Source organism: Streptomyces sp. NPDC053079 (genome assembly GCF_044546695.1).
Taxonomy (GTDB): domain Bacteria; phylum Actinomycetota; class Actinomycetes; order Streptomycetales; family Streptomycetaceae; genus Streptomyces.
In genome coordinates this window covers 1293400-1315756 of the sequence record NZ_JBITZJ010000001.1, presented here as the reverse complement: position 1 = coordinate 1315756, position 22357 = coordinate 1293400, and the positions used below count along the sequence as shown (strand labels likewise).

19 protein-coding genes are annotated in these 22357 nt (G+C 71.8%); 12 read left to right on the top strand and 7 right to left on the bottom strand.

All coding sequences use genetic code 11. From position 1 onward, the window contains the following. Positions 1 to 22 precede the first annotated feature (22 nt). A complete protein-coding gene (locus ACIGXW_RS05440) occupies positions 23 to 1570 on the bottom strand; it encodes an FAD-binding oxidoreductase (protein ID WP_399570052.1) in 1548 nt (515 codons plus the stop codon). Between the two features lie 144 nt (positions 1571 to 1714). Here ACIGXW_RS05440 and ACIGXW_RS05435 point away from each other — a divergent pair, with 144 nt between their 5' ends. Both ACIGXW_RS05435 and ACIGXW_RS05430 read left to right on the top strand, forming a co-directional pair. Continuing rightward, entirely contained in the window at positions 1715 to 2428 is a 714-nt protein-coding gene (locus ACIGXW_RS05435) for a ribonuclease H (protein WP_399570050.1), read from the top strand. A 131-nt stretch (positions 2429 to 2559) separates the two neighbouring features. Continuing rightward, entirely contained in the window at positions 2560 to 5310 is a 2751-nt protein-coding gene (locus tag ACIGXW_RS05430; RefSeq protein WP_399570048.1) for a LuxR C-terminal-related transcriptional regulator, read from the top strand. Positions 5311 to 5374: 64 nt separating this feature from the next. Here ACIGXW_RS05430 and ACIGXW_RS05425 read toward each other — a convergent pair whose 3' ends face one another. Then, complete coding sequence (locus ACIGXW_RS05425; RefSeq protein WP_143170528.1) at positions 5375 to 5713, bottom strand: transposase; 339 nt, start codon at positions 5711 to 5713, stop codon at positions 5375 to 5377. 143 nt (positions 5714 to 5856) lie between these two features. On the opposite strand from ACIGXW_RS05425, the gene ACIGXW_RS05420 reads away from it, so the two are divergent. Further along, a complete protein-coding gene (locus tag ACIGXW_RS05420) occupies positions 5857 to 6759 on the top strand; it encodes an SDR family oxidoreductase (protein ID WP_399570046.1) in 903 nt (300 codons plus the stop codon). Positions 6760 to 7085: 326 nt separating this feature from the next. On the opposite strand, the gene ACIGXW_RS05415 is transcribed toward ACIGXW_RS05420, so the two are convergent. Continuing rightward, on the bottom strand, positions 7086 to 7475 hold the full coding sequence (locus ACIGXW_RS05415) for a DUF6463 family protein (RefSeq protein WP_399570044.1): 390 nt from the start codon (positions 7473 to 7475) through the stop codon (positions 7086 to 7088). Positions 7476 to 7647: 172 nt separating this feature from the next. Between ACIGXW_RS05415 and ACIGXW_RS05410 the strand changes: the two genes are divergently transcribed. From ACIGXW_RS05410 to ACIGXW_RS05385, 6 genes are all read left to right on the top strand, one after another. Then, the gene (locus tag ACIGXW_RS05410; RefSeq protein WP_071967345.1) at positions 7648 to 8238 is read left to right on the top strand and encodes a TetR/AcrR family transcriptional regulator; all 591 of its coding nucleotides are present in this window, start codon (positions 7648 to 7650) and stop codon (positions 8236 to 8238) included. A gap of 924 nt (positions 8239 to 9162) precedes the next feature. After that, positions 9163 to 9315 carry an FDLD family class I lanthipeptide gene (locus tag ACIGXW_RS05405; protein ID WP_177338619.1) on the top strand — a complete coding sequence of 51 codons (153 nt, stop codon included), beginning with the start codon at positions 9163 to 9165 and terminating at the stop codon, positions 9313 to 9315. A 209-nt stretch (positions 9316 to 9524) separates the two neighbouring features. Next, the gene (locus ACIGXW_RS05400; protein WP_399570042.1) at positions 9525 to 10856 is read left to right on the top strand and encodes a lanthionine synthetase C family protein; all 1332 of its coding nucleotides are present in this window, start codon (positions 9525 to 9527) and stop codon (positions 10854 to 10856) included. Between the two features lie 89 nt (positions 10857 to 10945). Next, complete coding sequence (locus tag ACIGXW_RS05395; protein WP_399570040.1) at positions 10946 to 14206, top strand: lantibiotic dehydratase; 3261 nt, start codon at positions 10946 to 10948, stop codon at positions 14204 to 14206. Beyond that, positions 14203 to 16047: an ABC transporter ATP-binding protein gene (locus tag ACIGXW_RS05390; protein WP_399570039.1), complete on the top strand. Its 1845-nt coding sequence runs from the start codon at positions 14203 to 14205 to the stop codon at positions 16045 to 16047. The genes ACIGXW_RS05395 and ACIGXW_RS05390 overlap by 4 nt, the downstream gene beginning before the upstream one ends. Next, the gene (locus ACIGXW_RS05385) at positions 16044 to 17030 is read left to right on the top strand and encodes an MsnO8 family LLM class oxidoreductase (RefSeq protein ID WP_399570036.1); all 987 of its coding nucleotides are present in this window, start codon (positions 16044 to 16046) and stop codon (positions 17028 to 17030) included. Before ACIGXW_RS05390 ends, ACIGXW_RS05385 begins: the two co-directional genes overlap by 4 nt. On the opposite strand, the gene ACIGXW_RS05380 is transcribed toward ACIGXW_RS05385, so the two are convergent. Both ACIGXW_RS05380 and ACIGXW_RS05375 read right to left on the bottom strand, forming a co-directional pair. After that, the gene (locus ACIGXW_RS05380) at positions 16994 to 17350 is read right to left on the bottom strand and encodes a DUF805 domain-containing protein (RefSeq protein WP_399570033.1); all 357 of its coding nucleotides are present in this window, start codon (positions 17348 to 17350) and stop codon (positions 16994 to 16996) included. The genes ACIGXW_RS05385 and ACIGXW_RS05380 overlap by 37 nt on opposite strands. Before the next feature lie 191 nt (positions 17351 to 17541). Then, entirely contained in the window at positions 17542 to 18138 is a 597-nt protein-coding gene (locus tag ACIGXW_RS05375; RefSeq protein ID WP_399570031.1) for a TetR/AcrR family transcriptional regulator, read from the bottom strand. A gap of 77 nt (positions 18139 to 18215) precedes the next feature. On the opposite strand from ACIGXW_RS05375, the gene ACIGXW_RS05370 reads away from it, so the two are divergent. Next, positions 18216 to 18854, top strand: a complete 639-nt coding sequence (locus ACIGXW_RS05370) for a DUF2867 domain-containing protein (protein ID WP_399570028.1) — start codon at positions 18216 to 18218, stop codon at positions 18852 to 18854. Between the two features lie 15 nt (positions 18855 to 18869). On the opposite strand, the gene ACIGXW_RS05365 is transcribed toward ACIGXW_RS05370, so the two are convergent. Together ACIGXW_RS05365 and ACIGXW_RS05360 are read right to left on the bottom strand one after the other, a co-directional pair. Continuing rightward, on the bottom strand, positions 18870 to 19850 hold the full coding sequence (locus ACIGXW_RS05365; RefSeq protein ID WP_399570026.1) for a hypothetical protein: 981 nt from the start codon (positions 19848 to 19850) through the stop codon (positions 18870 to 18872). Further along, the gene (locus ACIGXW_RS05360) at positions 19847 to 20407 is read right to left on the bottom strand and encodes an RNA polymerase sigma factor (protein ID WP_071967127.1); all 561 of its coding nucleotides are present in this window, start codon (positions 20405 to 20407) and stop codon (positions 19847 to 19849) included. Before ACIGXW_RS05360 ends, ACIGXW_RS05365 begins: the two co-directional genes overlap by 4 nt. A 254-nt stretch (positions 20408 to 20661) precedes the next feature. Between ACIGXW_RS05360 and ACIGXW_RS05355 the strand changes: the two genes are divergently transcribed. Beyond that, positions 20662 to 22083, top strand: coding sequence for a hypothetical protein (locus tag ACIGXW_RS05355; RefSeq protein ID WP_399570023.1), 1422 nt, complete (start codon positions 20662 to 20664; stop codon positions 22081 to 22083). Beyond that, positions 22080 to 22355 carry a 2Fe-2S iron-sulfur cluster-binding protein gene (locus tag ACIGXW_RS05350; protein WP_399570021.1) on the top strand — a complete coding sequence of 92 codons (276 nt, stop codon included), beginning with the start codon at positions 22080 to 22082 and terminating at the stop codon, positions 22353 to 22355. The genes ACIGXW_RS05355 and ACIGXW_RS05350 overlap by 4 nt, the downstream gene beginning before the upstream one ends. Positions 22356 to 22357: the final 2 nt, after the last annotated feature.

Genomic DNA, 22357 nt, shown 5'->3' with positions numbered 1-22357 from the left:
CCGGGCCCGGTTGAACGACCTCTCACAGCGCCTGAGGGAAGTCGAAGACGCGCTTCGGGTCGTACCGCCGCTTCAGCTTCACCAGCCGGTCCGCCGCGTCCCCGTAGTAGGCCCTGCGCCAGTCCTTCAGGCCCGGGTCCGTGTAGTTCTGGTAGGCGGCCCCCGAGGCGTGGCGGCGCATCGCCGCGTGCACGCCGTCCAGCCAGGCGGTCTGCGCGGTGCCCGGTCCGCCCGCCGCCCACGACGTCAGGTACTGGGCCAGCACGCGTGAGCGCCGGTGCACGAAGGCCGTTTCCAGCGGTTTCACGCGGTTGACCGCGCCGCCGAGGGCGGTCAGCTGCACCGAGGCGCCGCCACCTTTGACCCCGCGCCCGAAACGTTCCAGCTGGTCGAGCAGCGTCCGTACGCCCGCCGCGTCCAGCGAGCGGTCGAAGAAGTCGGAGCGCGCCGCGTACGTCTCGCGCTCCAGCTTTCCGGAGGACTCGCGGCCGGGTGTGGTGCCCGGGAGGTGGCATTGTGCGGTGGACTTGTCGCCGCAGCCGGCGTAGGCGCGGACCGTGTCGAGGTAGGAGTGGCGGCGCAGGCGGACGGTGCCGATGCCTGTGCCGCCGCCGCTCGCCTTGGCGACCTTGCCGATCAGCTCGTCGTAAGCGTTCGCCAGGTCCTGCTGCGAGCCGATCGAGAACGCGGCCACGGATACCCGGGGGGTGCCACCCGCCGCGACCGACAGGTCGCACGCGGACCAGATCTCGTCCGGCCGGCCCGGACCCCACTCCTGCCATGCCCGCACGACGGCCGCGGCCTTGGACCAGGGGAAGGACACATACCCCGTCACTCCCTCGCCGACCGTACGGGTACGGAAGCGGAGCTCGGTGACGACGCCGAAGTTGCCGTTGCCGGCGCCGCGCAGGGCCCAGAACAAGTCGGCTTCGCGGGTGGCATCGCAGTCGACAGTCCTGCCGTCGGCGGTGACGAGGGTGGCGCCGGTGAGGTTGTCGCAGGTGAGGCCGTAGGCGCGGGAGAGGACGCCGTGCCCGCCGCCCAGGGTGAGCCCGGAGACGCCGACAGTGGGGCAGGACCCGGCCGGGATGGTCACGCCGTGCGCAGCCAGATCCGTATAGACGTCGATGAGCTTGGCGCCGGCGCCTATGACGGCGGTGGACGCGGACGGCGTCCGGACGCTCCTCAGCCGCGAGACGTCGATGACGAGCCGGTCGTTGCCGCTGGACCAGCCGGCGTAGCTGTGACCGCCGTTGCGTATGGAGACGGGTATGGAGTAGCGGCGGGCGAAGGCCAGGGCCGCGGAGATGTCCGCCGTGCCGGCGACGTAGGCGATCGCCGCGGGGCGCAGCGCGTCGAAGCGGGTGTTGTACAGCTGGCGGGCGGCGGTGTAGTCGGCGTCGCCGGGGCGTACGAGGCCGCCGGCGAGGCCCTTGCCGAGGGCGGTCCAGTCGCTCTTGCCGGCCTTTCTGGTGGCCGCCGTCGCCGTGCCCGTCGCCGTGGCACCGAGGGCGGTGCCTGCCGCCAGTCCGGTGCCCGCTGCCAGAAGTGTGCGCCTGCCGATGGTCATGCCGTTTCCGCCCCTGGTGCCGTTTGCCGCGTGTGCGCTGATGCGCCTGACCCGAGTCCCCGTTGATCAAACAGATGGCTCGGTGGGACAGGTGGTTCCGGGCTCCGGGCAAGGGGAATGGCGGATGGCTGGCACCATGGTGGGATGCACGAACAGATCATCGCCGCGTGTGACGGCGCCTCCAAGGGCAATCCCGGGCCCGCCGCCTGGGCATGGGTCATCGGTGACGGCACCGGCGACGTGCACCGCTGGCAGGCCGGACCACTGGGCACCGCGACGAACAACGTCGCCGAACTCACCGCTCTCCAGGAGCTGTTGGAGTCCACCGACCCGGCCGTACCCCTGCAGGTGCGGATGGACTCCCAGTACGCGATGAAGGCCGTGACGACATGGCTGCCGGGCTGGAAGAGGAAGGGGTGGAAGACGGCCGCCGGCACCCCGGTGGCCAACCAGCCGCTCGTGATCCGGATCGACGAGCTGCTGACCGGTCGTACGGTCGAGTTCGTGTACGTACCGGCCCACCAGGTCGACGGCGACCCCCTCAACGCCTCCGCCGACGCGGCCGCGAGCCACACCGCCCGTACCCAGCAGGCGGCGGGCACCTCCTTCGGATCCGCCCTGCCGGAGCCGGAGCCCGGGGCGACGGCCGGGCCCAGAGCCGGTGGGCGTGCCCGTAAGCCCTCCTCGACGGCGGGGGCGGGGGCGCGGCGCCCGTCGAGCGGCCGGGCGAAGGGTTCGCTCAAGGCGAGGTTTCCCGGGCGTTGCCGCTGCGGGAAGACGTACGCCAAGGGCGAGACGATCACGAAGAACCCCGACGGCTGGGGACACCTCGCCTGCGCCACGACCGCGGCCGACTGACTCGGCGGCGCTTGTCCCTCAAACCACGCAAGTCTGGCTGGAACGTAATGTTCCTGATCATTCTTCCTGCCGTCATTCATCTCGGGGGGCGCGTCGAACTACGTCGTGCACACCGAGGTGAAGGGTTGGGCGTGGGGAACGTGCTTCTCGAACGCGACGAGGCTTTGGCGGAGGCGGCGAAGGCCGGCGAATCCGCGCGGTCCGGCAACGGCCGCTGGGTGTTGTTCGGTGCGGCTACGGGCATGGGCCGCACCGCCCTGCTGGAAGAAGTGGTACGGCGGGAGGCGAACGACGGGGGCATGCGCGTCCTGCACGCGTGCTGCTCGCCGGAGGAATCGGAGTTCCCCTTCGCCCTCGTCCGCCAGATCTTCTCCGAAGCCGAGGGCGGGGGCGGGGACGAGGGCGACGTCATCCCCTTCACGGACCCGCCGGCCGACGAGGAACAGCGGATCTTCCACCGTCTCGTGATCGCCCTGGCCCGGACCGCCGGTCGGCGGCCCGTACTCCTGGCCGTCGACGACCTGCACGACGCCGACCCGGTGTCACGCCGCTGGATCGGCTACCTGGCCCGCCGACTGGCGGGACTGCCCGTGCTGCTGGTCCTCACCGAGTGCCATGAGAAGGCTGTCACCTCACTACCCGGTGCGACGGGTACGTCCGTGCCGCTCCGCCCGCTCGGCCCCGCCGCCGTCGCCCGCCTCGCGCACACCGACCCCACGCGCAGCCGGGGGCACGGCGCCGATACGGCCGAGCTGTGCGTCCAGGCGAGCGCCGGCAATCCCGCACTGGTGCACGCCCTCCTCGCCGACCTCCGCGAAGGACCGCCGCCCGGCCGGCTGTCCGACCTGGCCGGACGCCGCTACCGCAACGCGATCGGCCACTGGTTACGGGCCCGGGCCACCCCGCGGTCGCACCGCGTCGCCCTGGCGCTCGCCGTCGCCGGGAGCGGCCCCGCGGCGCTCGGTGGAGCACTGCTCCACGAGGCCGCCGGCCTCGGCCCCGCGGGCACGTCCGCCCCCTGTCCTCTCCTCTCCCACCCCCTGGCCCGCGAAGCCGTCCTCGCAGCCGCCGACCCGGCCGAACTGGACGCACTGCGCCGCCGTATCGCCCGCCTGCTCGACGAGCACGGCGCACCCGCCGCCCACGTCGCCGCTCATCTGCTCCACATCGACCGACCCGGTGAGGAGTGGATGACACAGTCCCTCGAGGACGCGGCCGAGGACGCCGTACGCGACGGCCGGACCGACGAGGCCACCGCCCTCCTGCGCCACGCCCTCACCGCCCCGCTCTCCCCCGGCCGCCGCGCCGGGCTCGCCCTGCGCCTGGCCGCCCTGGAACTGCCCCTGAGCACCGACGCCGGCATCCGCAGGCTGCGCGCGGCCCTGGAGCTGCACGCCGACGACCACGAACGCGCGGCCGTCGCGCCCGCCCTCGGCGCGGCGCTCGTCGCCCGGGGCCGTACGGACACCGCCATGCACGTCATGCGTCACGTGGGCAGCGGCCTCGGCGACGACGAAGTCGTCCACGTACTGCAGACCACCGCCGCCGTCATGGCGTCCCATGACGCGGTCGCATGGCGCAATGCCGTCGCCCGCATGCGGGAGCTGGCAGCGACGGCCCCCCTCACCATCGAACCTCTTGCCTGCGGCCTGGTCACCGAGTACGAGGCCGGGGCCGGCCGGCTGTCCGTGGCCGAGGTCCTCACCCATGTGCTGCCACGGCTGAAGGCACCGGTGGACTCCCGGATCCGTACCGCCTGGCTGGGCAGCGCGGCCACCTTGCTGCAGTGGGCCGACCGGCTGGACGAGGCGCGGGCGCTCGCCGACGAGTGCCTCCCCGCGCCGCCCGCGCTCCCGGACCTGACGGACATCGGCCGCCAGTGTCTGATCAGCGTGCGGGCCGAGGCGGCCCTGTGGGCCGGCGACTTCCGGCGGGTGATCGCCGAGAACACTCCGCTCCTGGACGCCTGCGCCGGCCAGGGGATCCGTATGCCGCACGTGGTGTCCATGGTGGCGCTCGCCCACCATGAGCTCGGCCATCGCACCCATGCCCGGCGACTGGTGGCGGCCCTCGACGAGGTGAGTGCCGACAGCTCCTGGGAGTGGAACGAACTGCGCTACGCCAGGGCCGTCATGCATACGGCCGAAGGGAGTTGGCAGGACGCCCTCGACGACTACCTGTCCTGCGGCCGCGGGCAGAGCGCCCGCGACTTCGTCAGCCCCGTGGCCACACCGTGGCGGTCCGGCGCCGCCCTCGCCCTGGTCGGGCTCGGACAGCCGGCGAGAGCCCTGGACCTCGCCGAGGAGGAACTGCGCCACGCGCGGACCTGGGGGACTCCCCGTGCGGTCGGCCGGGCGCTGCGGGCGCATGGCGTAGCCACGGGCTGCCGCCGGGGGCTGGACTCGTTGCACGAGGCCGTGGCCGTACTGAGGCAGGCACCCGCACCCGTGGAACTCATCGAAACCCTGCTCGACCTGGGACACGCCCGGATCGCGGCCGGGAACGGCCGCAAGGGCCGCGACGACCTCTACGAGGCCCACACCCTGGCGCTGCGACTCCTCTCCCCCGACCCTGCCGGACGCCTGGTACGCGCCACCGAGAACGCCCTGCGAACCGGGGGCGCCCGGCGGGCCAACCGGGTCGCGACGGGCAGTGCCGCACTCACCGGCGCGGAACGGCGCATCGTCGAGCTCGCGGCCACGGGCCAGACGAACACCGAGATCGGTGCGGCCCTCCACCTGGCCCGCCGCACCGTGGAGACCCACCTCACCAACGCCTACCGCAAGCTCGGCGTGACGCGCCGCACCCAGCTCGCGTCCCGCTTGGACGGTGCGGGCACCGTGCCCGCCTCCGTCGCAGGGGATGTGGCCGCGCTCGCCTGACCCCCGAGGCCGATTGCCGTCCTTGTGTGTCCGCTGCGTCCGCTGCGTCTGCTGTGTGAGTTCCTCAGCGGTAGACGCGGCGTGCTGCACACTCGTGGATCGTCCTGGTCCAGGCGGCGAGCGCCGGGGCGTGGGACGTCGCCTCGCTCAGGTTCTGCCACAGATTCGCACCGCTCCAGCGGGTGAACCAGCGGTGGGCCGTAGGCACGCTGACCCCGAACGAGGAGGGCAGCTGCTGCCACGCACAGCCGCTGGTGACCACGTAGACGACGGCGACCATGACCCTGCGCGCGTCAGCCGCGGCCCTGCCACCGCCCTGGGGCCGCAGCGGCAGGGCGGGCAGGAGCGGACGAGTCGCCGCCCACATCTCGTCGGGGACCAGGCGCTGAGCGAGTGCCTCCATTCCCGTGATCGTACGCACCCGTGAACGCACCCGTGATGGGCCACCCTGCTGATCCGCCAAATGAGATGTGCGCACAAGAGCCAGGCGGGCCTATCGTCGGCCGCCCGCCGACGAGTTCGGCAACCCACCACGAAGGGGAATCCATGACCATTCTCGTAACGGGAGCGACGGGAACGGTCGGCCGCGTCCTGGTCGACCGACTGCTTGAGTCCGGACAGCGAGTGCGGGCCCTGACCAGGAACCCGGAAGAAGCTCAACTTCCCGATGCCGTCGAGGTGGTAGCAGGCAACCTCACCGACCTCACAGGAGCCGCGACGGCACTCGACGGAGTGGATGGCGTCTACTACTTGTCCGGAGCACTCGACCCGCAACGTGCGATACAGCAGGCCCGCGCCTTCGTGGAGCTCGCCACGGGCGCGGGGGCCAGGCGCATCGTCGACCTCTCCGGCCTCGCCGTCACCGTACGTCGGCCGGGCAGCTACGAAATGCTGCGCGACGTCGAGGAGGTCATCGAAGCCTCAGGTCTGGAATGGACGCACATTCGGCCGGGCGAGTTCGCCAGCAACAAGCTGGACATGTGGGGCGCATCGATCCGCGCGGAGAGCGTGGTGCGCAGCGCCTTCCCCGACGCGCTCGGTGTCCCCGTCCACGAGGCGGACATCGCCGAAGTGGCCGCTGCCGCGCTCCTCTCAGACGGCCACGCCGGGCACGCGTACTCGCTGAGCGGGCCACAGCAGCTCACGCACCGGGAGCAGGCCGCGGCGATCGCCCAGGGCCTGGGCAGGCCGCTGCGCTTCGAGCCGGTGACGTACGGCCAGGCCCGCGCCGCATACATCACGGCCGGGATGCCGTGGGACATCGCCGAATACCTGCTGGGCTACCAGGCCGAGTACGCGCAAGAGCCGCCCGAGGTCCGGCCCGACGTCGAGCAAGTCCTGGGCAGGCCGGGCCGCACGCTGGCACAGTGGGCCGCAGATCACGCATCCGACCTCTCGGATGGTCCCGTGCGGCAGGCGAAGGACCCGGCCGGTACTGTCACGGGCTGACCCGACGCGTCCTCCTCGTTCCCGGCGTCGCAGGTTCCCGGGCTGACGGCCCGCCTTCGACACTGGTCGGGTCGCCCGGGGCTGAGACGCCTGACGACCCCTCGGATTCCTGTAAGGCACGTACGTAAACGGCCGCATGACCTACATGCCTGACAGCCCATTCGCACCCGAGATAACGAGCGTGGCCTGGGCATGACCGCCCCACCACCATGCCCAGGCCACGTCCACCACGGCAGGGACCCGGAACGCGCCGCCGCCCGCGCGAAGCAGCCGGCGGCCATCGGCCCGGACTGGAACTGCCGCTGGCCGCTTGACTGGCAGCGGCACTACCGCGACGCGTTCTCGCGGCGCCTGATGCGCCGGGCTCCGGCCAGCAACAGGCCGGCCGCGACCAGGAGGACCAGCAAGGGCGAGGGCCCGTCGACTACGAAGCCGACGACGACCCACGCCACCACGGCCCACGCGATGAACAGTGGCGGCGTCATACCGCGGCGGTCCAACCACAGCACAGTCAGACCGATCAGGAGAAGCGGCGGTCCGAAACTGAACACCGAATACCACCACGCGACGGTGGCGTCGCTCATCTCGGGGTAGTCCCCCAAGTTCCAGCCCCCGTTGAACCATGTTCCAGCATGGTCCGGGGCTGCTTCGACGAGGCTGCCCAGCGTGTGCCCGATTCCAGCGAGCGTGATGATCCAGCCTGCCCACTTAACCATCTGATTTCTCCGTTCTCACTGCGGAGTCGGCCGGTGGACGATCAGGTACCGGAATGGGTGAGTCCGCCCCGTGTACGGCCATCCGATTCTCGTTATACAGTCATGTACAAGCTGAGGCTAGACCGGTTATACAGCTATGCACAACCAACGGAAGCGCGAGGTGTATCACACGATGGGCAAGCTGCGCACACCGCGCGGGACGTGGGTCGAAGAGGGACTGCGGGCGCTGGCCACGGGCGGCGTGGACGCGGTGCGCGTCGATGCCCTGGCCAAGGCACTGGGCGTCACCAGGGGTGGGTTCTACGGCTACTTCGCCAACCGTGACGCGCTGTTGACGGAGATGCTCGACGTCTGGGAACGAGAGAGCGTCGACGACGTCCTCGACCGGATCGAGCACGAAAGCGGCAACGCTCTGGACAAGATCCGGCTGGCCGGGCAACTCACCTTCTCCAGCGACCGTCTGCTGCCCATAGACCTGGCCATCCGCGACTGGGCCCGCCGCGACCAGGCGGTCGCCGACCGCCTGCGCCGCGTGGACAACCGGCGCATGCAGCTGCTGCGCGACGCACTCAGCACTCTGTACACAGACCCCGACGAGGTCGAAGCCCGCAGTTTGCTCGCCTTCTGCATGGCCATCGGCAGCCACTTCCTCGCCGCCGACCACCCCGGCCGCACCCCCGTCCAGGTTCGCGCCCGCGCCAGCGAGATCATCTTCAACCGCCCGCCGGGCAAGGCCGACCCCACAGACCCGCCGGCGAGCTAGGGCTTCCGCCCTGGGAGGAGGCGGCCTTGCCCGGCACGTTTCTCCAGGACCTGTGGTTCCACCGGACCGACGACGCGGTGCGCGCACGCGTTGCGGCAGAGGGCAGTTCCACCGCGCCCGGCGCGTACGGGTGGAGGCCGAGCGCCTGCTCACCGGACCGGCCCCGGTGACCGCGCTGTTCGCCGGGAACAACCGGGCCATCGTCACGACCCTCCGGCGCACGCCGAACCGGACCGACCGGGGTGCCCCTCATGGCCTTCGACGGCCTCGAGCCCGCCGACCCTGCCCTCCCGCGCCGTCACGGTTGTCACCCATGACCCGTCCGCCTCGGCCGCACCGCGACAAGGCTGCTCTTCCGACGCCCGGAGGGAGCGAAGGGCGCCGCGTCCGCTCAACTCCCACGGGGTGACCATCTCTTCGGCACACGCGCCGACGTTTCTTCCATTCCCGCGTGACAACCCGGATTCGCGGCCGGGGAATTTCTTCACTGCGGAATCCCCCCCGTTTATGCAGCCGATCACGCCGATCACATGGCCGATTCCGGCTCGGCCATCGCCCGACGAGCAGCCCTCAGCGCATCGATCAAGCCAGCCCATTCATCGATGATCGCCACAAATCGACCAAAACCTTCAACTCCTCCACTATCGGAGGAACATGGACACCTCGCGACACCCATCGACAACTGAATGATGCAGGAACCAGCCATCCTGGTGGCCGGATTGACCCATTCCACTACGAGTTGATCAGCGCTTTCCGTGATCTTGTTAATTGCACCACATCGCCGATGGCTGGAATAAGGCGTCAAAACCCAGCCAGCATGATCAATCTGCGTGCTAGAACTCTCCTACAGCCGCTCCCATGCACGGAATTCAGTGGAGCCCGGCCGGGGGAGCGGGAATTCATGAATTCACAGTGGAGGTATAGATGGAGCAGGATTTCGATCTTGATGTCCGCGTGGCCGTCGCCCCGGTCCAGGACACCGCGCAGGGCTTCGCGAGCATTGGCAGCACCTGCTGGTCCTGCGACAACGCTTCCTGCGGTTGCCCGATCACGGTCGGCTACCCGCGGGTCTGCTGATCGCCTGACGGGCGCGCCCATAGGCCTGGACGGGCGCGCGCCCGTAGATCTGACGGGCGTGCGCCCGTAGAGAAGAAGCTCCCGGTGCCGTCCGGCACCGGGAGCCTTCCGGGAAGTCGGGGGCTTCCCGGGAAACGGCCGGCAGCCGGCCTCGGCGCGCCGTTCGGAGAGCGATACCGAGAGACGTTGTGAATCGGGGGGAGTCCGCGGTGGCGGTGCTGGAATTCGACGCGAGGACCGCCGAGGTGGCCCGCGCCTTGGCCGACCGGCTGGCGGCGTTCGCCGGTATCGCCGTGGAGGCGTCACAGAAGACCGCGGACCACGCTTCCGCGGCGCACGGGTCGAGCCTGGCCGACGGCTACCCGGGGATCGCGCTGGCGCTGCTGCACGCCGGCAAGGCACTGGACGAGCCGAAGCTCATCGACGCGGCACAGGCCCTGCTCCGACGTTCCGCACAGGCCACCGCCGAAGAGCCGCTGTCCGGGGCCGGTCTCTACGCCGGCACCGCGGGTTTCGCCTCCGTCCTGCTGGACTTCGCGGCGTACGACCGCCGCTACCTGCCGTCCCTGCGCCGGATCGCCGACCGGCTCGGCGAACAGATCACGGCCGCGCGGCGGCTGGAGCCCGGGGCGGGCCTGCCGGTCTCCGACTTCGACGTCATCTCGGGCGCCGCTGGTCAGCTGGCCGCGGCCGTCCGGCTCTGCACGGCCCTGGAGTCCTCGCCCGGCGACCCGATCCGTACCGCGGCCGAGCGGCTGACGGAGTATCTCCTGCGGGTGACCGGGGAGGACGGCCGGCAGCGGTTCGGCTGGTTCACCTCCCCGGACTACTACCCGGCCTATCCGGGGTACGAGGAGCAGGCACCGCACGGGATGTACAACCTGGGCTTCGCACACGGCCTGCCGGGCATCGTCTCGGCCCTGTGCGCCGCGTCCGCCGCCGGGATCGGCGGTCCGGGCCCGGCCGAACGCCTTGAGCAGACCACGTCCTGGCTGGTGGAGCACCGGCTCACGGACGAGGTGCCCGGCGCCGCCTGGCCCAACCTCCTCCGGGCCGAGGAGGGCACCGGACTGCCCGTCGCCCCGCTCGGCCAGCACGCGGCGCGTGCTGCCTGGTGCTACGGCGCTCCGGGCATCGGCATCGCTCTGCTGAGCGCCGCCAAGGTGCTCGGCGACACCGGTCTCGAGGCGATCGCGGTCGGGGCCCTCCAGCGGGTGGTGGACTGGGCGCCGGCCGAGCGGAACGTCTTCTCTCCCAGTCTCTGCCACGGCCACGCCGGACTTCTGGCGGTCTATCAGCGGGCCCACGCGGTCACGGGTTCGGCCTCCTTCCGGACCATGGCCGAGGATGCGCTGTCGACCGTGCTGTCGCTGGCGGACGAGGCCCGTCCCTACGTGGTGGCGGACGAGATCCGGCCCGGCGAGTTCGCCGACGACCCGGGGTTCCTCAACGGCGCGGCCGGTGTGCTGCTCGCGCTCTGCGGTGCTCTCGCACCGCGGGCGACGGGGTGGGACGAGGTCTTCTTCCTCACCCCCGCCTGACCGGGACCAGGACCGCGACCGCCCGGCGACGGAGACATGAACCGCCGCACCCCGTACCAGCGTTGCCCCAGCACAGCTAAGGACTGAGCGTGACCCGTCGGAACGCCGAGATCAGCGACCGCGACTCCGGGAGAGACCGCACCTACCTCGCACGGGACTTCTTCCTTCTCCGCGCGCCGGCCCTGCCGACCCGGGGGATGACGAACCTGCTGGCAGCCGGGGCGGATCCGGCCCACAGCGACCCGGCCGGGTGGGAGGCCCGCTATCTGCGCGGCCTGCTGGACCTGTGGGCGAAGCGCGGGGTCCGCTCGGCGATCTCGCTGGCGGCCCCGGACCTGGCCCGTGCCGTGGAGGGCATCGACACCCTCTCGGCCCGGGACCGGCGGCGCGCGATGATGAGCCTCGGCCGGTACCTGAACCGGATGAGCATGCGGCCGACCCCGCTGGCCACGGTGGCGGGCGTGGCGGTGGGCGCGTTCACGGGACCGGCCCCGGCCCCGGCCGACTCGCCCACCCCGCCCGACTCCCCCACCGCCACCCGCCCCGACGCCCCCACCGGCACCCGGCTCGGCGTGCCGGCGATCGTCAACGCCGTGGCCGGACCGGACATGGGCTGGGTGCTGCACCTGTTCAAGTCGGTCACCGACGCCCCGCGCGTCCGTCCCGAACTGGAGCTCCGCACCAACGACCTGATCCACCGCAGCCGGGGCCGGGCCTGGCTGTCCACGGCCGACGCCTACGGCGAGGGGTCGCGACGCTCGGCCTCGGTCCGCTGGTCCCCGGCGGTCCGGCTCGTGCTGGAGTCGGCCCGTACCCCGAAGACCTTCGGCGCGTTGCACGAGGAGCTGACGCAGCGGTACCCGGCGGTCGCGCCGGAGAAGGTCACCGCGCTCCTGGACCAGTTGGTCGAGCTGGCCTTCCTGATCACCGCGCACCGGCCGGTCCTGTTGGAGGGGTCGGAACAACCGCCGCTGTCGGCCCGGTTGGCGACCGCCTGCGACGGCGACGCGATCGCCGCGCTGGCGTCCGTCGAGGCCGCGGTGGCCGCGTTCAACGCCGTCGGCGACGTGGCCGGCCTGGAGGCGCTCCAGGAGGAGATAGCCCCGGCGGCGCGGCAGGTGAGCAAGGACTACAGCGGGCCCCTGTTGCGCGTCGACGCCCGGCTGAACATCCCGGCCCGGCCGGTCCTGCCGGCCGAGGTCCAGAGGCTGGCGGAGGACGCCGCCGAGATCCTGACCACCGTGGGCGACGTCTACCAGTACCCGGTGCCGCTGCGCGACTACGCGACGGCGTTCACCGAGCGCTACGGCGCACGGGCCGAGGTCCCGGTCCTGGAGGTGCTCTCCGAGGAGACTGGGCTGGGCGCGCCGGCCGGGTTCCGGAATCCGCCCCGTTCCTTCGAGTTGCAGCCGACCACCACGAGCGACCGGAGCAGGGAGGACCGTGACGTGGTCCTGCACCGGCTCGCCGCCGACGCGATCAGCCGCGGCAGTCTGGAGGTCGTCCTCGACGAGCGGTGGACGGCCGAGCTGCGACGTCACGACGACCGGCCGCTGAGGCCCGCGATCGACGTACAGCTGCAGGTGGCGCCGCCGGCGGCCCCGGGGTCCGGGTGGCGCGGGGTGGTCACGGCGGTGGCGTACGGCGGCCGGACGTTCGCCCGGTTCCACGACCTGCTGGGCACGGAGGGGCGCCGGGGGCTGGCGGAGCTGGCCGAGGCGGAGGCCGCGTTGCTGCCCGGGGTGGCGGTGGTGGAGCTCACCTACCTGCCGGAGAAGGCCCGTGCCACGAACGTCGCCGTCCGTCCGGCGGTCCGCGCGCTGGAGCTGCCGCTCAACGTGGCGCCGGGGCTGCCCGCCGACCAGGTGATCGCGCTCGAGGACGTGGTCGTGGGCGTACGCGAAGGACGGATGTACCTGCACAGCCCGGTCTTCGGGTGCGACCTGCACGTCACCCAGCACACCATGCTCAATCCGCTGATGGCGCCGAACGTCGGCCGCTTCCTGCTCGACGTCTCCTCGGCGGCCTTCCGCGGCGTCTCGACGTTCGACTGGGGCTCCCTGTCGACCAGCATGCCGTTCCTGCCCCGGGTCGTCCGCGGCGACCTGGTGCTCAAGCGCGCGCGGTGGCTGCTGAGCGCTTCCGGACTTCCGGCCGGCTGTACGGGCTCGTCGTCGGCCTTCACCACGGCCGTCGCGGCCTGGCGCGAGCAGTGGAACGTGCCGCGCCTCGTCGTCCTCACCCAGGGCGACAACACCATCCTGCTCGACCTGGAGAGCGCCCCCTCGCTGGAGGAGCTGCGGCTGGCCGCCGCCCGGGACGCGGACTTCACGCTGCGGATCGAGGAGGCGCTGCCGGGTCCCGAGGACGGCTTCCTGCGGGACGAGGCCGGCGCCCCCTTCGCCGCGGAGGTCGTGGTGCCCGTGCTGCGCGGCCGGCCGGCGCCGGCGCCCCGGGCGACGGCTGTCGCCCGGCGGCCGGTCACCGACGCCGAGCGGCTGCGGCCGGTCGGCGGGCCGTGGGTCTACGCCAAGCTGTACGTGGAGCACGACGCGCAGGACGCCCTCCTGGTCGGGGAGGTGACGGCGCTGGCGCGCTCGCTGGCCGACCGCGGCCTGGCGGGGCACCCGTTCTACCTCCGGTACGGCGATCCCGCCCCGCATCTGCGGTTGCGCTTCCGGGCCACTGATCCGGCCCGTGCCGCCGAGCTGCTGGGCGAGGTGGCGACGTGGGCCCACGCTCTGGTCGTCGAAGGCCGGATCATCGATGTCTCCTTCGAAACGTACCGTCGCGAGATCGAACGCTACGGCGGACCCGACCTGATCGACGCGGCCGAGGAGCTGTTCTGCCAGGACAGCGCCGCGACGCTGGCCCTGCTGCGGCACCTCGCCGCTCCCGCACCGGCGGGCGAGGTCCCGCTGGAGAAGGCCGCGCTCACCGTGCTCAGCCTCGAAGCCGTCGGCCGGGTGCTGGTACCCGACGTCGCCGAACGGCACGACCTGGTGCGGATGATGGCCGGCCCGCAGGCCGGTGGCGCGGAGTACCGGGCCGTCGCCCGCCGGCTGTGGCAGGGGCACACGGCGCCCGGCGGCGAGGCCGCGGTGCTCCGGCAGGTGGACGCCCTCTGGCGGCCCCGCGGCACCGCGTACGCGGCCCGGGCCGCCGAGCTCGAGCGGGCCGGCGCACTTTGGTCGGACCGGAGGGACGTCCTGCGCAGCCTGTGCCACATGCACAGCAACCGGATGGGCCTGCGGCGCGAGCAGGAGGACGCCGCGTACGGCATGTGGCGGCGGCTGCTCGACCGGGTCGCCGCGACCGGGCACGCCTCGACGGCGGGAGGGTCCCGGTGAGGCCGTACTCCTGGCTCCGGCGGCTGGCGGCAGCGCCGCGACCGGGCCTGCTCGTGCTGCGCCAGTCCTGGCGCAGTGACCGCGCCGGAACCGCGCAGGTAGTCCTCATCTCGCTGCTCGTCGGCATCCTGCCGGCCGGTCAGGTCACCCTCACGGCGGCCTTCGCGACGGCGCTGCTGCGCGCGGCGGGCAGCTCGCACCCGCAGCTCCGGGGTGTGCTGTTCTACCTGGTCCTGCTGGCCCTGCTGGGCCTCGCCTCGCAGCTGCTGATCCTGCTGCAGGGGCGGGCCATGCAGCGCTGCCAGAGCAGACTGTCGGCCCATCTGTCGGAGGAGATCATCAGCCGGGCGAGCCGGTTCACGCTCTCCCAGGTGGAGGACCCGAAGATCCAGGACTCACTGCAACGGGCCGTCCGGGAAGTGAGTTTCCGTCCGGGCATGATGCTCTCCCAGCTGATGCAGACCACCACCCAGATGGTCGCCTTCGGCTCGGTCGGGGCGATCCTGTGGACGCTGGACTTCCGGGTGGCGCTGCTTGCCGTGCTCGCCCCCGTCCCGACGGTCGTCGCGCAGATCCTGCAGGGCAAGCGCGCCCACGCGCTGGAGCACGGACGCTCCGAGGAACGACGCCGGCTCAACTACTGGCAGCACCTTGCCTCCCAGCCGAACTCGATGAAGGAGGTGCTGGCCTTCCGGCTGGCGCCGGTGGTCCTCACCAACCACCGGCGGCTGCTGGCGGGGATCGTCGGCGCGGACCTCCGCCTGGCCAACCGGAACCTCCGCCTCTCCATCCCCATGGTGATCCTGACCGCCGCGCTGACGATCTCCGCGCAGGCCACGGCGATCCTGGGCGGCACCGACGCCCGGCACGTGGCGGGACTGCTTGCGGTGATCCAGGCGATCGGCATGCTGCAGAGCAGCGCGCAGATCCTCTACGGCGCCGTGTCCGGGATGTACGTCAACCAGCTCTATCTCCGCAATGTGAACGAGTTCCTCGCCATCGAGCACACTCCGCTCCCGCAGGGCGAGCTGACGTTCCCGCAGAAGATCAGTGAGGGCATCGAGTTCCGCGACGTGTCGTTCAGCTACCCCGGCAGCGGGCGGCGCGCCCTGGAGAACGTCTGGTTCACGCTCGAACCGGGCCAGGTGACGGCGGTCGTCGGCCTCAACGGCGCGGGAAAGTCCACCCTCGGCAAGCTCCTCGGCCGCCTCTACGAGCCGACCGGGGGCTCGATCGTCGTCGACGGCGTCCCGCTCGCCGGCTTCCGGCTGGACAGCCTGCGCGACCGGGTCTCCTACGTCTTCCAGAACTACGTCGAATACCAGCTCTCGGTCGGGGAGAACATCTCGCTCGGCCTGGCGCACGAAGCCGACCAGGGGCCCGCGAGGATCGAGGCCGCAGCCCGCGAAGTGGGCATGCACGACCACATCGCCTCCCTCCCCCAGGGCTACGAAACCCAGGCCGGGAAGCTGTTCACCGGCGGCGTGGAGTTCTCCGGCGGCCAGTGGCAGCGCCTGGCCATCGCCCGGAGCACGGTACGCCCGGCCAGCGTGCGCATCATGGACGAGCCGACGGCGGCCCTCGACACCATCACCGAGGCCGAGCTGCTCGACACCCTGACCACGGCCACGGCGGGCCGCGTCTCGCTGCTGATCGCCCACCGCTTCTCGTCCGTACTGCGCGCGGACCGGGTGCTGGTCTTCGACCGCGGCCGGCTGGTCGAGGACGGCGACCACCAGGAACTGATGCGTCTCGGCGGTCTGTACGCGCGCATGTACAAAGCGCAGGCCACCGCCACCGGTCACGAACCGGCGGCGGGAGCCGGGACGGGAGCCCGATGATGAAACTCACCGCGTTCGACCAGGTCCTGGTCTACGGCGCCACCGGCCCGGCCGGGGCCGCCCGGGAGTCGGTCCGGCTGGCCGTGGCGGCCGAGCACCTGGGGTACGACCGGTTCTGGGTCGCAGAGCACCACGGCGCGACCAGCGGCTGCGGCTCGCCCGAAGTGCTGGTGGCCGCCGCCGCGGCGGAAACCGCCACCATCCGGGTGGGCACCGCCTCCGTCCTGCTCCCCCACTACGCGCCCTTGAAAGTGGCGACCACCTTCAACCTGCTGGAACGCCTCTTCCCCGGGCGGGTCGACCTCGGCATCGGCCGCGGCCCCGGCGCGGGCCAGACCGTCGTCCAGCAGCTCGCGCGCCCCGGCGAGGCGCCCTACCCGGAGAAGATCGAGGCCCTCCTGTCCCACCTCACCGCCGGGACGGACCTACTGCCCGAGTCCACCCCGCCCCAGCTGTGGCTGACCGGCGCCGGCCCCGGCGGCGCGCAGCTCGCCGCCCGCTACGGGCTGCCGTTCTGCCTCGCGCAGTTCGCCCACGGCACCCTGCGGCCGGACATCGTCGAGTTGTACCGGGACAACTTCCGCCCGGGCCCGCTCGGGGCGGTCCCACGCGTCAGCATCGCCGCCCGGGTGGCCTGCGCGGACGACGCGCGGGACGTCCGGCTCCTGCGCTCCCTCCTCACCCTGGCCGCAGCCCCGACGAGCCGCCGGACCCTTCCGTCCTGGGACGAGCTCCACGCCCTGGACTCCACCGCGCCCCCGCCGGGCCGCCCGGACGCGGACGGCATGTCCGTGCTCGCCGGAGTCCCCACGGAGGTGGCCGACAAGCTCGCCGCGCTGATCGCCGCCTACTCCCCCGACGAACTCGCCGTCACCACCGTCTGCCCCGACTTCGACCTGCGGGTCCGAACCTTGGAGCTGGTACGCGCCATGGTCCCCTCAGGGAATCAGTGGGCCGGAACCGCCTGTGGATTCGGTCCGTAGGCGTTGTGCTGCGGCTTGCCGGCCGTCGCCCAGAACACGATCAGGACGATCAGACCCACGATCGGGATCAGGCCGATCAGCATCCACCAGCCCGACCGGTCGGTGTCGTGCAGGCGCCGGACGCTGACGGCGAGGCTGGGGAGGAACACGGCGAGGTCGTAGACGGTTTCGATGATGATGCCCGTGCCGAGCAGAGCGTCGATGACGGCCAGCGCGATGCTGATGACAGAGCTGATCAGGGTGAACATCCAGAACTCGGGGCGGCCCGCCCGTCCGCTGAATGTCGCGTACTTCTTGAGCACATCCACATACCAGTGCACCTGCGCCCCCAAGAGCCGCGGCCGGCCCGTCCACATGGACCGGGCCTCATCCCGAACGTAAGTGGCTCAAACTGGTCGGTCAACGGTCGTGAAGATGCGGGCGACGGCGCCCGCAGAGCGCTTCCGGGCGCCTGCGTGCGCGCATGGGCATACGCGATGTCCGCCGCCGCCTCTGCAGGCTCCCCAGCCGGTCAGCGCATGGCGAGGGCGAGTGTCGCGTCGAGGAGTGCGGAGGTCAGGGCGGGGAGTTGGTCGGGGGATTCGGACAGCAGGAACAGCCAGGCGAAGACGGGGCCGACAAGTAGGGCGTTGAGGGTGGCCGGGTCGGGGCGGGTGGTGAGTTCGCCACGTGCGGTCGCGCGGTCCAGGATCTCCGTGAGGGTCCGGCGCTGGGCTCCCAGGTATTTCTCGTCGAACCGGTCACGCAGTGCGGGGTCGGCGTGGAGATCGGCCAACAGGCCGGGGACCGTCCCCTGCGGCGGAGAGGCCATGGCGTCCGCGATCTCGGCGAGCACGGCGGCCAGGTCGGCGCGGAGCGATCCGCAGTCGGGCGCCACGGCCAGGAACTGATCCGTCAGAAGAACGTCGAAAATCATCTCTTGTTTGGTGGCGTGGCGCCGGTAGATCGCCGCCTTGCCCACGCCGGCCCGCGTGGCCACCTCGGCCATCGTGAGCCGCGCGTATCCCACCTCGGTCAGCAGCTCTCGAACGGCGGAGGCGATGGCGTCGTCGACGCGGCTGTCCCGGGGGCGGCCCCCCTGATTACGCGCTTGCTTTCGAGCGGACATGGGAGCAGTATACGGAACCAGAAGTATCGAAACCACCAGTTCCAGAACTAGCGGTTCCGGCTCGGAAGGAATGACCGATGCGAATCCCGAAAGCCGCCCACACCGCACAGCCATGGCGGATCCACGAGTTCACCCACGACTTCCGGATCGAGGACGTGTGGTCCTTCCGCGCCCCCGACGCCGGGCCCGACGACTTCCCTGTGATGACCAAGGCGCTGAGGACGGCCTACGACACCCGAAAGGAACCCGCCGCGGTCCGGCTCCTGTTCGCGGTGCGCTGGAAGCTCGGCGCCCTGCTCGGCTGGGACACCCCCCGGGCGGGCCTGGGTGGGCGGGTCGCCTCGCTGCGCGACCGCCTCCCACACGACCTCGCCCGGACCGCGGACGACGCCGGCTCCTCCACCGACCCGTTCTCCGAGGTCTACCACCTCGACAACGAAGCGGCCCGCGAACTGGGCAACAAGACCGTCCACACCATCATGCACCTGGGCTGGGTGCAGACCGACGACGGCGGATACGAACTGCGCATGGCGGCGCTGGTCAAACCCAACGGACTGTTCGGACGGCTCTACATGGCCGGCATCCTTCCGTTCCGGTACCTCATCGTCTACCCGGCGCTGACCCGCCAATGGGAGCGCGCCTGGCTCGACTACGGCCGCCCGAACCGGCACACCGGAGACGCCGCGGGCGGAGAAGCCGGCGGATCTGCTGCCTGATGCTGAAGCGGCCCGCTACGTCCGCGGGACCGGCTTCGGCGCCTCCCAGGCGGGCCCGACGGAGAGGTAGGTGGTGCGCTGGAGGAGGTCCCCGGCCCGGAGCTTCTGCGTCCCCCATTTCAGGCCGTCGTTCCGCGCCGTGGTCACCATCTCCAGCGTGTGGAGCGCCCCGGGGTCGATGATCAGCCGAAGGCGCCAGGTGTCGGCGTCCAGGTCGACGGCCGTGCCGGGGCGACCGGTGCTGTCCTTGACCTGCTCGGTCACCCGCGCCCCGGGAATCCCGGTGAGGACCTTGAACAGTGCGGCTCGCAGCCGCGGTTCGGCGGGTGACCGGGCGAGCAGCTCCTCGATGCCGCTGAAGAGCGCCTCCTCGGCCGACTCCCCGGTGGCCTTCCCGAGGAGCCGGGCCCGCAGCGCGTCCGGGTCGGTGGGCAGCTTCCCGAGCTCGTCCCACATGATCGGATTGCGTCCGATCCAGAAGGCCGTCCCCGCCATCCCCGTCTCGGAGTAATCCCGGACCGGACCGTCACCGAACTGCCCGCGTGTGCCGCTCCGGCTCAGCCAGACGGTCTCGTACGATTCGTCACGCCCGTCCTTCTCGCTGCTCCGGTTCCACTGGAAGGTCCGCACCTTCCAGTACGGTGCCGCCCCCGTCCGCTCCCGCTCCGCCGCCGGGGAGGGCCGCACGCTCCCGGAGTCCGACCAGGGCTGGAACGCGACACCCAGCGCGACCGCCACGACCGCTGCCGCCGAGACGAGCACGGGAAGGCGCCGCCGCCACGTCCGCACCGGGACGACCGCGGCCCCCGGCTCCCATTCCAGCTCGACGGCAGGCCCGTCCCCGTCCGCCCGGCCGGCCGCCGACCGCACCGCGGCCAGCGCCGCGGCGACGGCGTCCGCCGAGGGCGGCGTGACCTTGCCCGCGGCCCTCAACCGCCCGGCACCGGGGAAGTCGAGGAAGTCCGTGTCGTCCGTGTTCCTGTCCTGCCCGGTCATGCGAGGTCTCCTGTCAGGGGAAGCGGGGCGGAGGGGCCGAGCGCCGCGCGCAGCCGGGTGCGCGCCCGGTGCAGCCGGGACCTGGCCGTGCCCGCGGGGACGCCGACGACGGCCGCGGCCTCGGTGGGGCTGAGCTGCTCCCACGCGATCAGGAGCAGCAGCTCCCGCTCCACGGCCGGCAGCTCGGCCAGCATCCGGCGCATCAGCGGCGCGACCGCCGCCGCGTCCAGCCTCCGGTCGACGGCGTGCCACGGGTCACTGCTCGACTCGCCGGCGAGCGCGGCAGCGGCCGAAGGCCGTTCCTGCCCGCGCCAGTACGCGGCCAGCACATTGCGGGCCACGCCGAAGAGCCACGCCCGGACCGGCCCGCGGGCGGCGTCGTAGGTGCCGCGCCCCGCGTAGGCCCGCAGCCACGCCTCGGCCAGCAGGTCGTCCGCCGCGCCGGGCGCCCGGCGTGCGAAGTAGCCGTGCAGCGCCGTCGAATGGCGCTCCACGAGCGGCTCGAAGGCCGAGGCGTCGGTTCCCGAGCGCGCCAGCAGTTCCTCGTCCGTTGCCACGGACCTCCCCTTCCACGGGCCACGCCTTCCGCGGCCCCCTCCCCTACTTGTGTCCGCCCCACAAAAGCGTTCGCGCCCCAGGAGCCGGGCGCGGCCGCTCGTGCTGCGTGCCCGTGAGGCTGTTCCAGATTGCGGGGGTGCGAACCGTTCTCTCGGAGTGTCCGGCGCGGTTAGCATCGCTGTGACGACGGGCGTGCGGGTGGGGTCCTCCGTATCCCGGTGGTAGTCCAGTCGCGAGCGACTCCGGGGGAATCATGCCGCGAGCGAACATGGCCCTTGCGCATCCGCTTACGGTGCCTGTCATGGTGCCGATAGCCGAGTTGAGCCCTGATCTACGGCCAGTCGGCGAGCCGGTGTGCGGGGTGCGCCCGATCGAGGTTCCGCTGGTCGTGCTGAGCGGTGAGCGGCGGCAGACGTTGTTCGCGCGGCCCCTGCCCGGTCACGACGACGCTTCCCGCTTCCAGGCCATGGGGCCGTTGCGTGCGCTCGGCACACTTGCCTCCACGCAGACCGGGTTCCTGCTCGAGCACGCACCCGACTTCCGGGGCCCGGTCGCGGACCTCTGCCGGGCGGCGGCCGCGCAGTACGTCAAAGGGCATGCGGCCGGTTTTCGCGAGTGGCTCGGTGACCGGGCGGCGAGCCTGGACCAGGACCTTGTGCGGCACGCTGGGCTGCTGCTCGTGTCCGGGGCGGAACGGCTGATGGTGCCGCTGATCTACCTGAATCACATGTGGCGGCAGGGCGATCCGAACGCCGATGTGGCGACCGGGCCGAGCCGGATGCCGGAACCGCTGGGCAGCCTCCTCGGTCCCGCGGCGGGGGCGGTCGGGATGGTCCCTCGGTTCAACCAGATACTGATGACGATGCTGGCGTTCGAGCTGGACGGGGTGCGCGGTGGCGCGGAGCTGTCCCACCGGGACGTCGCCGCCGTGGATCGCATGCGTCCGGCGTTTTGGCTGAACGAGGGCGACCGGAGCGAACTGGAGCTGTACCAGGCCTTCTACGCGGTGGAGGCGTTCGGTGTCCCGCTGTACGGCTGGGGTTGCCACGCGCTGGAGTGCGCTGCCGCCGACGACCGGGCCGGGGGTGCACGGGCGCTGCGCATGGTGCAGGCGGTGATCCGGAATGTCTACATGATCACCAAGCGGCTGATCCCCCGGATCGATGCCGACGAGTTCCGGCGGATCCAGGTCACGTGCGGCTGGGTCGGTGACGAGGTGACCGGCGTCGCCTCGGGGTATCAGCTTCCGTTCATGCTGATGCTCGACTCGCTGTTCCACGTGAACTACAGCCACCCCGGCGTCATCGCCGCGCGGGCGAACAACCTGCGGTTCGTGCCGGAGGATTGGAAGGCGTTCTTCCGTATGGTCTACGACGCGCGGCCCGCGCTCAGGACGTGGGTCCACGAGTCCGGCGACGGCCCGCTCGCCGAGGCGTATCGTTCCTGCACGGAGCTCTTCACCCTGTTCCGGAACATGCACCGCCACCTCGGCGGACAGGTACTCAAGGGTGGCACCACGACCGGCCGGGTTTTCGAGAGCGCCGCGGCGAACTACGAGCAGTTCATGTCCGAGATGGCCGGTCTGGTCGACGACACCGCGGCGACGGGCGACGTGTCCCACCCGGCGGCACCGGACAGCCCGGCCGCGGCGGCCAGCCGAGGGGTCCGCTCGTGATCACCGTCAACATCGCGGGCCGGAAGATCGAGGTCGCGACGGGCACGAGCATCCAGCACATCTGCGACGAGCACGACACCCCCGTCACGTTCGGCTGCCGGGCGGCTCGGTGCGGCGCCTGCATGATCAAGGTGATGTCCGGTGCGGACAACCTCAGCCCGGCCGGGCCGGACGAGCGCGCGGTGCTCGACGTACTGGCGATGTCGCCGGACTGCCGCCTCGCCTGCCAGGCCACCGTGCTCGGCGCGGTCACCATCGAAGTCGCGGACTAGGG

Coding starts and splice junctions, on each gene's coding strand:
- ACIGXW_RS05405 (WP_177338619.1), top strand. CDS start 9,163: ATGGAGCAGGATTTCGATCTTGATGTCCGCGTGGCCGTCGCCCCGGTC.
- ACIGXW_RS05410 (WP_071967345.1), top strand. CDS start 7,648: ATGGGCAAGCTGCGCACACCGCGCGGGACGTGGGTCGAAGAGGGACTG.
- ACIGXW_RS05375 (WP_399570031.1), bottom strand. CDS start 18,138: ATGTCCGCTCGAAAGCAAGCGCGTAATCAGGGGGGCCGCCCCCGGGAC.
- ACIGXW_RS05435 (WP_399570050.1), top strand. CDS start 1,715: ATGCACGAACAGATCATCGCCGCGTGTGACGGCGCCTCCAAGGGCAAT.
- ACIGXW_RS05415 (WP_399570044.1), bottom strand. CDS start 7,475: ATGGTTAAGTGGGCAGGCTGGATCATCACGCTCGCTGGAATCGGGCAC.
- ACIGXW_RS05440 (WP_399570052.1), bottom strand. CDS start 1,570: ATGACCATCGGCAGGCGCACACTTCTGGCAGCGGGCACCGGACTGGCG.
- ACIGXW_RS05420 (WP_399570046.1), top strand. CDS start 5,857: ATGACCATTCTCGTAACGGGAGCGACGGGAACGGTCGGCCGCGTCCTG.
- ACIGXW_RS05425 (WP_143170528.1), bottom strand. CDS start 5,713: ATGGAGGCACTCGCTCAGCGCCTGGTCCCCGACGAGATGTGGGCGGCG.
- ACIGXW_RS05355 (WP_399570023.1), top strand. CDS start 20,662: ATGCCGCGAGCGAACATGGCCCTTGCGCATCCGCTTACGGTGCCTGTC.
- ACIGXW_RS05365 (WP_399570026.1), bottom strand. CDS start 19,850: ATGACCGGGCAGGACAGGAACACGGACGACACGGACTTCCTCGACTTC.
- ACIGXW_RS05385 (WP_399570036.1), top strand. CDS start 16,044: ATGATGAAACTCACCGCGTTCGACCAGGTCCTGGTCTACGGCGCCACC.
- ACIGXW_RS05370 (WP_399570028.1), top strand. CDS start 18,216: ATGCGAATCCCGAAAGCCGCCCACACCGCACAGCCATGGCGGATCCAC.